This is a genomic window from Lysinibacillus sp. GW823-FHT02G10, assembly GCF_058797135.1.
Genome location: NZ_JBXAJI010000006.1, coordinates 138110 through 151382, shown reverse-complemented (window position 1 = coordinate 151382; position 13273 = coordinate 138110). Strand labels below are relative to the sequence as shown.

The window sequence follows — 13273 nt, the reverse complement described above, 5'->3', positions numbered from 1 at the left end:
TATCACACTTTTCAGTTTAGTGTGATATTTCCAATTTATCACAGGTGAGATAATTCGAATATCGGAATATTGAAAAATCTCAAAATATTGATAATTAGTATTACTTTGTCAAAAACGTATTAATTCTATTTTCCTAGTAATTTAATAAAAAAGTAGAACTTTTAAATGAGTATTGACTTACAGTGATTCATACTTTTTATCATTTAAGAGTTTTATAAAAAATCCATTTGACGTCCTGTATTATTTTTTGTACGATATTGAAGAAAAGAATGCCCGGACTAGAACGGGAGAGGTTCATAGCTGATACCCTCTATAAAAAACTATGGAAACATGACAATATGCCATGTCCATATCGGACGTGGCTTTTTTTATCTGTTTACTTATGTTTTAAATAGAATGATTGGTGATGCCTCTCTTGAAAAGTGTTGGGAAACATTTTACAAGGAGGTTTTTTTATGTCTGGCAGAAGTCATGAAGAAGGATTAAAGGATTTGACCCTATTAGGTAATCAAGGTACAAAGTATTCCTATGATTATGCACCTGAGGTATTAGAGGCAGTGGATAATCTTCATGCTAATCGAGATTATTTTGTTAAGTTTAATTGCCCAGAGTTTACTAGTTTATGTCCGCTTACAAATCAGCCGGATTTTGCAACGATGTACATTTCATATATCCCAGATAAAAAAATTGTTGAAAGTAAATCTCTAAAGTTGTATTTATTCAGTTTTAGAAATCACGGCGATTTCCATGAAGATTGCGTGAATATCATTATGAATGATTTAATTGCATTACTTGATCCAAGATATATAGAGGTTTGGGGGAAATTTACTCCACGTGGGGGTATCTCGATTGATCCATGGTGTAACTATGGGAAGCCAGGAACTAAATACGAAGAAATCGCAAATTATCGTTTAATGAACCACGATCTTAACCCAGAAAAAATTGATAATCGATAAATGAAGCAAGACAGAGGTTTTTAGCTACCCTCTTAAAAAAACTAAGAAGAAAGCAGCACTTTTTCTTAGAGTGCTGTTTTTTCGATATAAGGGAGTCTTTATAGATGAAAAAGGAAAAAGCAATTGTAGTATTTAGTGGAGGTCAGGACAGCACAACTTGTTTGTTCTGGGCAAAAGAACGCTTTGAAGAGATTGAGGCAGTAACTTTCGATTATGGTCAAAGGCATCGTCTTGAAATTGACTGTGCGAAGGTGATAACAGAGGAGCTTGGTATCAAGCATCACATACTTGATATGTCTCTCCTGAATCAACTTGCTCCGAATGCATTGACACGACAAGACATAAAGGTGAAGGACGGAGAAAATGGTGAGCTCCCATCGACTTTTGTGCCTGGCCGCAATCTCCTTTTTCTTTCATTTGCGGGCGTTTTAGCGAGCCAAGTAGGGGCAAAGCATATTGTAACAGGTGTTTGTGAAACTGATTTTAGTGGATATCCGGATTGCCGAGATGTCTTTATTAAATCTTTAAATGTAACGTTAAATTTATCGATGGATGATTCCTTTGTGATTGATACACCCTTGATGTGGCTGAATAAGGCACAAACATGGGAATTAGCTGATCAGCTTGGGGCACTTGAGTTTGTACGACAAAGAACGTTGACTTGCTATAACGGTGTCATAGCAGATGGATGTGGTGAATGCCCTGCATGTAAATTGCGAAATAAAGGGCTTGATGAGTATTTAAGTTATAGGAAGGAGTCTTAAGGCATGTCAGATTTTAAAATCGTTGAGAGACTCCAGAGAATTGATGTGGATATTCAAAGAAATCAATTGAAATATCATGCAAAGCGTGTTCTCATAAGCAAAGAATTTACCTTCGATGCTGCTCATCATCTACATCATTATGAAGGGAAATGTAAAAATCTACATGGGCATACCTATCGAGCTATATTAGGACTGAGTGGCTACACAGATGAACGTGGTTTGATGATTGATTTCGGCAATATAAAAGAAATATGGAAACATAAAATAGAGATTCATTTGGATCACCGTTATATAAATGAAACGCTTCCACCCATGAATACGACGGCAGAGAACATTGTTGTTTGGATTTACGAAAAGTTGACTGAGGCTTTGCTTGATGAAGGATATAACGGTGTGCGTGTAGAGTTTATCAGGCTTTACGAGACTCCAACAAGCTATGCAGAAGCTAGACGGGAGTGGATGGAAGTTGAGTAAAGTACCTGTTATCGAGATTTTTGGGCCAACGATTCAAGGAGAGGGTATGGTCGTTGGCCAGAAGACAATGTTTGTAAGAACTGCGGGCTGCGATTATTCCTGTTCTTGGTGTGATTCATCGTTTACATGGGATGGCAGTGGAAAGCACCTTATTGTCCAAATGACAGCGGAAGAGATTTGGTCTGAGTTGAAACGTTTAGGGGGCAATGGTTTTTCATTTGTCACAATTTCAGGCGGCAATCCTGCACTCAATCCGAATTTAGCAGAGCTTATTGCCATTTTAAAAGAAAATGACATAAAAATCGGGGTAGAAACACAGGGGAGTAGGTGGCAAAAGTGGATGTATGAGATTGATGAACTGACAATTTCACCAAAGCCACCTAGTTCTGGAATGACCACAGACTACTCGGTGCTCTCTTATATCTTCGAAAAACTTAAAGATCGGAACAGCAATCACCATGTATCCCTCAAAATAGTCGTTTTTAATCAAGAGGATTACGATTATGCTAAACAAATTCACCATCGATATCCCATGATTCCTTTTTATCTTCAAGTCGGTAATGATGATCTCACGGCAACTGATAATTCACAATTAATGATGAATTTATTGGATAAATATCGTGCACTGATTGATAGAGTAATGAAGGATGAGGATTTAAGAGATGTTAAAGTACTGCCACAGTTACATGCCCTTGTGTGGGGAAATAAAAGAGGCGTGTAGGGTGCTCTTACAAAAATTAAATTTACTTGAGGAGTAATAGTTTGAGAATATTATTTTATTTATTATCTATTGTTATTGCTAATGTGGTAACGGCAGCATTTGCACCTTTCCATTTTGGTATGTTTATTGTCCCAATGGGAACGCTTTTAATTGGGGCAACCTTTATTTTTCGGGATCTAGTACAAAATAAATATGGTAGAAAAAAGACGTATTTATTTATTATTACAGCTTTAATTTTATCAGCTGTGGTGTCATTCCTACTAGGTGATACACTTTTAATTGTGGTAGCCTCAGCACTATCATTTGTTGTCGCTGAAACGGCTGATACTGAAATTTATACTCGATTAAAATTACCAATGGCTTGGCGTGTGTTCTACAGTGGTATTGTTGGAGGATTTCTAGATTCTGCAATTTTCGTAGTAATCGGCTTAAGTCCACTTGGTGCCAATATATTGCCGTGGGAAGCGGTACCTGCCGCCATTTTGGGGCAAATTATTGTGAAGACGATTATACAAATGATTGGTGCAATTATTTTAAATAAAGTTGGGCCAATGAAAGAAAAATATATTATTCCAGAATAATTATTCCTTGTTATGAAGATACGGATCACAAGTAAGCTTTTTAAAAACAGGCCCATTCGCTTTATTCGAATGGGTCTGTTTGATTTATATTCTTTCTAATGTACCTCTTGCATTTTTTATGCTGTTTTCTTTTGTTTAAGGTCTAAATGATAACTAAAGAAAGTTAGTAGACTTGCACCGACGGCAACTATACCACCGACCCATGTGACATTCATCAAATTTCCTTGATGATATACAATGCCGCCTAATGCAGACCCAAAAGCGATGCCTACGTTACTTGCCACTGGCATAAGAGAAGCAGCGAGTCCTTTAGCATCTGGTTTATAAATTTCGGCCAAATCTATTAAATAAAGTTGAGTAGATGTTGTTAAGAGGATGGCCATAAGTGACATTAGTCCGATGTTCGCTAATCCTAAAATAAAATGGTTTGTTGTCCAAAATAAGCTTGTCAATACAATAGCTTGTGCGAGAAAGACAAACCGAAGTCGGCCGATGGCATTGTGAGTGGCAATTTTACCGGCAAGAATGTTGCTGAAAATTGAAAGAAAGCCGTAGCCGAATAAGATTAAACTTATAGAATTATTTGGTGCACCCATTCCCTTTAAAATAGGAACAAGGTACGTAAAGACTGCATAGGTTGCACCAAAACCGAGAGCAGGAATGAAAAAGGCAATTAAAATTCGAGGCTGAATCATTAAAGAAAATTGATCCCGTATTGAGCTTCGTACTTGGCTGAGTCGAGTAGGTAAGACGAAAAAAGATGCCGCAAACGCCAACCCTCCGAGAAGAGTGGTTAACATAAAAGTGGCATTCCAGCCGTACCATTCAGCGATTACAATTCCAATGGGTACTCCAACTACATTGGCCAGTGTAAAACCACCGAAAACAAATGATATAGCAAGGCCGCGTTTATTAATCGGCATGGTTTCGCTTGCAACAATCATGGCTAGAGAGATCAATACACCTGTTACAATCGCGGTCATAACCCGAAGTATAAGGAGCATAATATAGCTCGTTGAAATTACACACAGAGCATTTAAGGCAATGAAGGAACCTATCAAAAACAACATCCATTTACGCTTTGGAAAATGGCTTGTTGCTGACATCACGAGTGGTGTAGCGATGGCAAATGTGATAGCGAACGCAGAAACGAGTGTGCCTGCTTTTGCATTTGTCATATGAAGGCTTGAAGAAATATCAGTTAAGATCCCGACAATAACAAATTCGCTTGTCCCAAGAACAAATGTTAATAATGCAAGTGTTAAGATAAGTAACCAATGTCGCTTGGATAACTGTGTATGATGCATAAATACCTCTTTCTTTGAAGAATGTAACTGTGCTACTTAGTAGACACACAATTTAAACATCATATCATAAAATGCATTTATGAGAAATTAGATTGGTTTCCTGTAAATATCAGTGTTTATTTCCAACTTTCTACCTCTAAAGAAGGATTTTGTAAATATTACTCGAATTTTTTAATTGGAAGATTAACTTTGTAATTTTATCAATTTGATATCTATACATAATAAGGGGATAAGGGGGATTCACATGATTCAATTCCTTCAGATGGGAGCAAATACAGTTATAAGTTCCCAAAAAGGTAGTGTTACTATTAGCTACGAAATGTCTAATTCGATCGATATTTCGTTAACTGCATTCCTTTTAACGGATGTAAACAAGGTACAAGGAGATAGCGGCATTATATTTTATAATCAACCAACTAGCTTATCTGGTGCAGCTACCCTGATACCATCTGAGAATGTAGGGAATATAAAAATACATAAAATGAATTTTGACATGAGTAAAATCCCTGAAGGTATTACTAAAATAGCTATAACACTTACAGAAGATAATAGCCGAGGTTTTTCAAATGTGAAAAATTTAAAGGCAGAAATACGTACTGATAACAATATTATCAATTTAGTACCAGCTAATTTTGCAAATGAAAATGGAATCGTAGTATTAGAATTATATCTAAGAAATAGTCAGACAAAGGTGAGATCTATTTGGCGGGGATTTGCTTCTGGGTTAGAGGGGTTATGTAAAAATTACGGTGTTGAGGTTGAACCTGAAGAACAAAACAAGTTTTCTAAATCAACAACTATAAAAAAACAAATGCTGATAGAACCTGATCAATCATTAAATGTTCCAGAAAGTACAAATAGACAAAGCATGTTGTCACCGATAAATCTTGAAAAGGTAAAGGGGAATGTCAGTCTCACCAAAGGTCAAAAGCCAGTTATCATTGATAAAACGCCTGAAATTACTGCTACGGTATCATGGCAAACTGGTACTGACTACGATATATATGCTTTAGTCTATACAAAGGATGGTCAGCAGATCGATGTAGCTATGTTTGGGGCGAAAAATACACCTCCACTTAGGAGTTTTCACAACGGGGTAGTCGAACACATGGGGGATGTTGGGAGAGATGCTGGTTCAACAAAAACTGAAGTAATCAAATTGAGATTAAATAATAATGTTTTAGCTGTTGTTCCTGTGGTTTATTCCGCCCAATCAAATGGCACAGGCTCATTCTACAGATATAAGGTGTCTATGAGTATAGATAATCATAATGGAACCTCCGTTACTATTTTTGCTAAAAATGCTAATAATAATGATAGAATTTATTCCTGTGTGCCTGGAATACTTCATAATACTCCAGATGGCGTGATTATCAGCCCATTAGAGCTTTATAGTGAACCAAATTCTGAACGTAGACCTAAGCTGAAGATGGGCTCTTCTAATATGGTAGAAGTTCTAATGGATAAAGGCCCAATAAATGATTACAAGTAAAAGCAAATAAAAAGGAGAGTGCCGAAGCCAATCTCCTCTTATTTATTCTCCTTTAGTTCGTGGGCAATATACGCAGCTAGTAATTCACGGACTTCATCCGTAGAATGTGCACCCAGTAATTGAACTCTCAATTGACTAGCCCCTTTGAAGCCACGTACATATATTTTAAAGAAACGTTGTAATGCTTTAAATGAACGTGTTTCGAATTCCTTGGAATAGTGGTCATGAAGATTAAGGTGTAAGTATAGTAAATTAAGGTATTCTTTGGCACTATGCTCTTTAGGTTCCTTTTCAAAGGCAAATGGGTTTGAAAACACCCCGCGCCCAATCATTACACCATCGATACCGTATTGTTCAACTAGTTTTAGCCCTGTTAAACGATCAGGAATATCACCGTTGATCGTCAGTAATGTGTGGGGAGCAACTTCATCACGTAGTTTTTTGATATCTCCAATTAATTCCCAATGTGCAGCGACCTTGCTCATCTCTTCCCTTGTACGGAGATGAATAGAAAGATTGGCGATATCCTGTTTTAAAATATGTGTAAGCCACTCACGCCATTCTGCTACATCCGTAAAGCCAAGTCTTGTTTTGACACTAACGGGTAAGCCTCCTGCTTTGGCTGCTTGAATAATATCTGCGGCTAGGTCAGGATGAAGAATTAATCCAGCTCCTTTACCTCTTTCTGCTACATTATCAACTGGGCAACCCATATTAATATCAATTCCCTTAAAGCCTAATTCCTTCATACCAATACTCATTTGACGAAAATGTTCAGGGTTGTCTCCCCAAATATGTGCAACAATAGGCTGTTCATCTTCTGTGAAAGCTAAGCGGTTACGTACATTATCTAACCCATCTGGATGACAATAGCTCGTCGTATTGGTGAATTCCGTAAAATATACATCGGGTCTCCCTGCTTCCTGAATGACATGACGAAATACAACATCTGTCACATCCTCCATTGGAGCTAAAATGAAGAATGGCCGTGGTAAATCAAGCCAGAAATTTTTTTGATTCATTGCTAAAAATCCTCTCTTTCCAAAATACTACCTTGCAAAAAGATATCATATTTATTTTATTTCTACATAGTTAATTGGCTTAGCTTAAGGATAGAAATGCATCATTGTAATTAGACTTAGGCTCTCTTAGATTAGAAAGTAATTAAAAATATCCAACAAAATCCTGTATTATCTATAATGATATAATATGTAATATAATGTAGAAATTTAGGGGGAGAGTTGAAGTGGGAAAATATAAATATAAAACAATCGATGTGAATGATGTACCCACAATGGCTGAATTACTCGAAAATAGACAGAGCCTTGAGGGTGAAGTATATCCATTTCTAAACAATAGCTGTCTTAATGCTGAACATATAACAAATATGCTTGAAAACTTATTTGCTCATAATACTATTAAGGGGATTGGAGCATTTATTAAAGATGACCTAGTAGGATATTTAATCGGAGTCATCAAGAATGACTCTCTAAGAGGCAGACATGTATGGGTACCCTATGAAGGGTTGGCAATCAGAAAGGATCAATCCGCTGAGCTTATTAGAAAATTATATGCAGAGATTTCAGTGGTATGGCTAGAGCAAGGTTGCTTTATGCATTACACGATAATCCCTCTTGGAAATCAAGCTTACTATGATGCCTACCAACGATTAAGCTTTTCTATACAACAAGTACATGGGGTCATGAACATTGGGGATTATAAACCATTTGAAAATATATGTAATGCAGAGATTAGGGTTGCAAAGAAAATGGATAGTGAAATGATGGGGAAAATGTCTAGGATCATTCAATCGTATCAAAATTCCGCACCTACATTTGAGCCTGTATTCCCTGAGGTTGTCATGAGCATAAAAGACTCATATAAAAGTATAGTAGAGGAGAATGATGATACATGTTTCGTTGCAGTAAAGGATGGGCAGGAATTAGGATTTCAAAAATATTATCCTATACATTCAGATTTGATGACACCGGAGCATGCAATAGAGCTAACGATTGCAGGTACTTACTCTTCTCAAATGGGAAGAGGTGTGGGAAAAAAGTTGATGAATGAAGGCTGTAGAAGGATGAAAGAGGCGGGCTATGAGAATATCATTACAGATTGGAGAATAACTAATCTTGCTGCATCGGCATTTTGGCCTAAGTGTGGTTTTAAGCCAGTAGCCTATAGAATGGTTAGGTACATTAACAGTGATATAGCCTGGGCAAACTTTAATAACCCAAGTATAGGATTATTGTAAATTTAGTTAGATTTATTAAATTCTGCTGTTATGAAGAATTCAAACAGCTGGCTAGACACTTAAAATTTAGTTTTAGATTGCTTGCCTATACTTCGTAAATATTGACATTTATTTTTTAGACAACTAAGCTTAATGGAAAAATAGTGCTGGGGGGCTGCCAGTGGAATTTATTAAATTAAATTGTCCAAATTGTAATGGGAAAATTGAATATAAAGAAGAGCAAACATTCAAATGTCCTTTTTGTGATACGGAAATCATGTTGAAAGAGAATAAAATTTATTATGTTGATCAAACGATTAATAATTATTATGGAACAGCTTCTCCTCATACAACATCCCGTCCAAAAACAAATTTAAAGCTGCTCTTTATGATACCAATTGTCATGATGTGTGTATTCCTTGGGTATTTTCTTTTAAATAGTAATCAAACAGAGGATGGAAACCGTGAAGAACTATCCGTTCGAACAGTGCCTGAAAGTGAAGTTCTTCTGTTCTTTTTAAAAGATATTTTTGATAAAGGTGGGACGATGCCAGCAAAAGAAGAGATTGCAAGTATTCGATATTTGGCTGCCTACTATTCTGACGATCAATGGCATTTTGATTATAGTCTAGAAGATCCTTTTACAAATAAGGAAGCTAAAATTTCTACTTATATCATTATGGATAAATTATTAAATACGCAAAAAATTGAACAAAAGGACTTTGAGGCTTTTACTGGATTAACGGTTTTAAAGCTCATGAATGATTATGAAATATCACAAAGTGAAAAAGTAAGCTTCCAACATCTTGAAAACTTAAAAAGTTATACAGGTAGTTTTAATGAATCATTTAGTAAAATCGCAGGATATTTTAGTGATAAGTCAAATGTTAAAGAGCTCTCTATCCAAATTAGAAGTAATGATGAACTTGCTTTATTATTAGAGTTCCCCAATCTTCAATCTCTAGAACTATCTTATGTGGCTGAAGAGGTGACAGATTTTCAAATTCTAAATAAATTATCGCTGAAATCACTTTCCTTAAAATCAATTAATGATTTAAAGTGGCTGTCTACACTAACTAATCTAGAGTCGTTAGCAATAGACATTAGTGAAGCTACAGATTTTAGCCCACTTTACTCATTGACTCAATTACAAGAATTGAAGCTTACGTCAGTAAGAAATTTAAAAACGCTTGATTTTATACAAAACATGCCTAAACTACAATCTTTAGATCTTGAAAACATGAATATCATCAATTTAGATAGACTTAGAAATATGTCATCTTTAACAAAGCTACGTTTAGCTTCTCCTGGTCAAGTGGAATTGTTGGATATGGTTAACAGTCTAACGTCATTGACAGAGTTATCGTTAACTGGCTATCATGGTGATATTTCATCGATTGTAGCGCCCCATTTGAAAAAAGCAGAGCTGAAGAGTTCATTTTTACCAAAGCTAGAAGCACCCGCTTTAAGAGATTTGACGGTTTCTATAAGTGGATCGGATTCGCAATTGAATGGTGCAGAACTACTGAAATACCCACAGCTAGAACAGCTTACAGTCATGGAGTATGGAATTCTTACAGGTATTCGTTCATTAAATGACCTACCTCATTTGCAAACAATCAATTTAAATGAGACCCTCTTTTATGAAACCAATGACTTATTCAATTTACAGCATGTAAAAATGTTAAACTGTAATGAATGTAATTTTCAAGTGAATAGCAAGCCATTTACGAACAACGTGCTGGAGCATTTAACTTTAAATGATGTTTCCATTCAAATTGGTAATGGGGAATGGGTGCAAGAAGTAGATAAGATCATGCCTTACTTTGCTGGCTTTACAAATTTACGTTCATTCACTTTACAAGATAGTTCACTACAATCGTTAAATTTCTTGGGAAATTGGCAACAAATAGAGGTGCTTCATTTAGAAAATAATGCTATTTCGAATGTAGAACCCTTAGTGAATTTGCCCAACTTAAAAAAACTATATATTTTAGGGAATCAGGTACAAAATCAATCTGTATTAGACAAGGGAATTATGATTTATTGAAATAATGTGAATTAATAGCAAACTACGAAATTAATATAGTAGAAATAAAAAGAGACAATGACAGGAATATTCTGTCATTGTCTCTCTTGGATTTGTCCTACAGTTTGGATAGTTTTATAATGAATTGATGCTTAACAAGAGGAGTTGAAAAGGATATGTTCGTACGTAATAAAGGTTTGTTTTTTATGCTATCTCTGCTAGCCATTATTGTTGTTTTGACAGGCTGTGGTACAGCTAAGGATAGTGAGAAAACTGAGGAAAAAACAGCTAAAGAAACACAAGAAACAATGGATTATGCGTCAAAAGTGAAGGAAAATCCAATTGTGACGATTACGATGAGCAATGATGAAAAAATTGTTATTGAATTGGAGCCTACTGTAGCACCAAATACAGTAGCTAACTTTATTGCTTTAGTAAAAGATGGATTCTATGATGGTCTTATTTTCCATCGAGTTATTCCTGATTTTATGATTCAGGGTGGAGATCCTAAAGGGAATGGTACTGGAGGACCTGATTATTCGATTGATGGTGAGTTTACCTCAAATGGATTTGAAAATAATATGAAGCATGAACGTGGTGTTATTTCGATGGCTCGTTCAGATGATCCAAACTCAGCAGGCTCACAATTTTTCATTATGGTAAAGGAAGCATCACATCTTGATGGAAAATATGCTGCTTTTGGCAAGGTGATTGCAGGTATGGAAACAGTTGATGCCATTGTTGGAGCAGAGCGAGATGCTACAAATAAACCACTAGAAGATCAGCAGATGAAAAAGGTAGAGGTGGATACAAAGGGCTTTGATTATCCAGCACCTAAGGTAAACAAATAGTTTTCGTCCCAATGCTATTGGTTAAAATCTATACTATAAACATTAAAAAGGCTAAATCAATTGAGATTTAGCCTTTTATATTTGTTAAAAAATTGAAATTATAAATATTTTTGAGTAATATGAGAAGAAATTTAAGATTGAGCGATGTTTTATATAAAGGATCCTTTATGTTTGTGGAAGAAAGGGTGTTTGCATGAGGGTAACAGATGAAAATTTTATAAAACATCTTAAGAAAAAACGAGAAGAAGCACTTCAATATGTCATTGATGAATATATGGGGATTATCAAAGCGATTATTTATAATGCTCTAAAATCCTATAATGATCCTCAAATAATAGAGGAATGTATTAGTGATACATTTCTAGGGGCTTATGAAAATGCTAAACAATTTAGAGGCGATAAAGAGGATTTTAGAAGATGGATTTGCACGATAGCAAAGTTTAAAGCCATTTCGAAACAAAGAAGGTTGTCTAAAACGCCATATTTTTATGAGCTAAATGAAACAGGTGAAGCCGCAATATCGGCTGAAGAGGAATACTTAATCAAGACAACAACGGAGGAAGTGCTCATCATGATGACGCAATTAGAGCAATTAGACCGTGATATTTTTACGATGAAATACTTTTTAAATATGAAAAACGAAGAAATTGCTATTCATTGTGGTTTAACAAAAGCCGCTATTGATAATCGATTATATCGTGGGAAAAAACGATTACAGCAAATTCGTTTGGGGGGAAGTATGACATGAAAAAGCTATATAAACAATTTAATGATTTAAATCTTGATATAAATATAGAGCCGATGGAAGTGAGCTCGCTTGAAAAAGAGAGAGTGAAAAGAAATGTCATGATGGTCAAAAAGAAAAGGCATTTCATTAAAAATTTTATTGTTGCAGCTACTTTTTTTATTGCATCCAGTATGACACTTGGTTATACGTTTCCTACATTTGCTGCAAATTTACCGTTTATCGGAAGTATATTCGAATTGTTTATTGATGATGAAAGGTATGTATTTAACAATTATGATCAGTATTCTACCAGTGTCGGAGTGAGCCAAGAAAGTAATGAAGTTGAAGTCACTGTTACAGATGCTATATATGATGGCGAAAATATTACTATTGCTTACACTATTAAAAGTGAAAAGGATTTAGGAGAAAGGCCAGTTTTATATGGTGACAATCGTGAACTAACTGCTAAGGAATTTGGAAATAGGTATCGATATGGCGGCTATTCAACAAATTATATGGTTCAAAAGATAAACAGCAATGAGTATGCAGTATTGTATATTTTTGAACTCATTAGAGGCTCTAAGCCCGAGGAAGTTCACATTAATTTTCAAGGAAATCAAATTGTTGATTTAAATAATGTAAATAATTCAGTAGCAGGGGACTGGGCATTTGAATTTGCTTTAGAGAAGCTTGAAAGTGAAACAATAAGGGTGGAAAAGGATAGTATGAAAACAGAAGGAAAAGGTATAAAAATTGAAGCTTTTAAAATAACGAAAACACCTATCGCTACAACATTTTATCTTTCCGAAGAAGTCTTGGTAGAAAAAGAAAATGAAGCTTGGCAAGGAGTTCTCATTGACTATATTGTGACAGATGATTTAGGGAATGATTATAATGTCATTCATTTTAGAGGAACTAGTCATAATACAGATTTCAAAGGGCGTGAAAATTTTCCTCGTATTGTTGCAAATAAATTTGATGAACAAGCTACCTCGATTATGATTACCCCTGTAGTAGGTGTATACAAAATTAAGGATAGTACAGGGGCATTAGAACTGATAAAAGAGCCATATACATTAAAGCCTATTGCTGTTCCGATAAAGTAAAAAATTAAAAGAGTATGTAAGAAGAACAA

The 13273-nt window shown here is 35.4% G+C and carries 13 protein-coding genes and 1 riboswitch; of the genes, 11 read left to right on the top strand and 2 right to left on the bottom strand.

All coding sequences use genetic code 11. From position 1 onward, the window contains the following. The first annotated feature begins 283 nt into the window (after positions 1-283). Positions 284-330: riboswitch (PreQ1 riboswitch) on the top strand. Between the two features lie 125 nt (positions 331-455). The 5 genes from queF to AC1RFD_RS17830 all read left to right on the top strand — a co-directional run bounded on the left by queF (position 456) and on the right by AC1RFD_RS17830 (position 3496). Further along, positions 456-956 (top strand): preQ(1) synthase, encoded by a 501-nt coding sequence (gene queF, locus AC1RFD_RS17850; RefSeq protein ID WP_004233404.1) that lies wholly within the window; start codon positions 456-458, stop codon positions 954-956. Between the two features lie 104 nt (positions 957-1060). After that, complete coding sequence (gene queC / locus AC1RFD_RS17845; protein ID WP_054548829.1) at positions 1061-1720, top strand: 7-cyano-7-deazaguanine synthase QueC; 660 nt, start codon at positions 1061-1063, stop codon at positions 1718-1720. Between the two features lie 3 nt (positions 1721-1723). Beyond that, positions 1724-2194, top strand: coding sequence for a 6-carboxytetrahydropterin synthase QueD (gene queD, locus AC1RFD_RS17840; protein ID WP_054548830.1), 471 nt, complete (start codon positions 1724-1726; stop codon positions 2192-2194). Further along, entirely contained in the window at positions 2187-2915 is a 729-nt protein-coding gene (queE, locus tag AC1RFD_RS17835) for a 7-carboxy-7-deazaguanine synthase QueE (protein WP_004233410.1), read from the top strand. Before queD ends, queE begins: the two co-directional genes overlap by 8 nt. 41 nt (positions 2916-2956) lie before the next feature. Continuing rightward, positions 2957-3496, top strand: coding sequence for a VUT family protein (locus AC1RFD_RS17830; protein ID WP_054548832.1), 540 nt, complete (start codon positions 2957-2959; stop codon positions 3494-3496). Positions 3497-3612: 116 nt separating this feature from the next. Here the strand turns inward: AC1RFD_RS17830 and AC1RFD_RS17825 are convergent, their stop codons facing one another. Then, entirely contained in the window at positions 3613-4803 is a 1191-nt protein-coding gene (locus AC1RFD_RS17825) for an MFS transporter (protein ID WP_259950945.1), read from the bottom strand. A 244-nt stretch (positions 4804-5047) separates the two neighbouring features. Here AC1RFD_RS17825 and AC1RFD_RS17820 point away from each other — a divergent pair, with 244 nt between their 5' ends. Further along, positions 5048-6295 carry a TerD family protein gene (locus tag AC1RFD_RS17820; protein ID WP_387256424.1) on the top strand — a complete coding sequence of 416 codons (1248 nt, stop codon included), beginning with the start codon at positions 5048-5050 and terminating at the stop codon, positions 6293-6295. Positions 6296-6333: 38 nt separating this feature from the next. On the opposite strand, the gene AC1RFD_RS17815 is transcribed toward AC1RFD_RS17820, so the two are convergent. After that, on the bottom strand, positions 6334-7317 hold the full coding sequence (locus tag AC1RFD_RS17815) for a tRNA dihydrouridine synthase (protein WP_326141258.1): 984 nt from the start codon (positions 7315-7317) through the stop codon (positions 6334-6336). Between the two features lie 224 nt (positions 7318-7541). On the opposite strand from AC1RFD_RS17815, the gene AC1RFD_RS17810 reads away from it, so the two are divergent. From AC1RFD_RS17810 to AC1RFD_RS17790, 5 genes are all read left to right on the top strand, one after another. Beyond that, complete coding sequence (locus tag AC1RFD_RS17810) at positions 7542-8552, top strand: GNAT family N-acetyltransferase (RefSeq protein ID WP_492475139.1); 1011 nt, start codon at positions 7542-7544, stop codon at positions 8550-8552. A 160-nt stretch (positions 8553-8712) separates the two neighbouring features. Then, positions 8713-10581, top strand: a complete 1869-nt coding sequence (locus tag AC1RFD_RS17805; protein ID WP_288583382.1) for a leucine-rich repeat domain-containing protein — start codon at positions 8713-8715, stop codon at positions 10579-10581. 155 nt (positions 10582-10736) lie between these two features. Further along, on the top strand, positions 10737-11411 hold the full coding sequence (locus AC1RFD_RS17800) for a peptidylprolyl isomerase (protein WP_492475138.1): 675 nt from the start codon (positions 10737-10739) through the stop codon (positions 11409-11411). Positions 11412-11604: 193 nt separating this feature from the next. Continuing rightward, positions 11605-12159, top strand: coding sequence for a sigma-70 family RNA polymerase sigma factor (locus tag AC1RFD_RS17795; RefSeq protein ID WP_054548839.1), 555 nt, complete (start codon positions 11605-11607; stop codon positions 12157-12159). Then, complete coding sequence (locus AC1RFD_RS17790; protein WP_403020829.1) at positions 12156-13244, top strand: DUF4179 domain-containing protein; 1089 nt, start codon at positions 12156-12158, stop codon at positions 13242-13244. The genes AC1RFD_RS17795 and AC1RFD_RS17790 overlap by 4 nt, the downstream gene beginning before the upstream one ends. Positions 13245-13273: the final 29 nt, after the last annotated feature.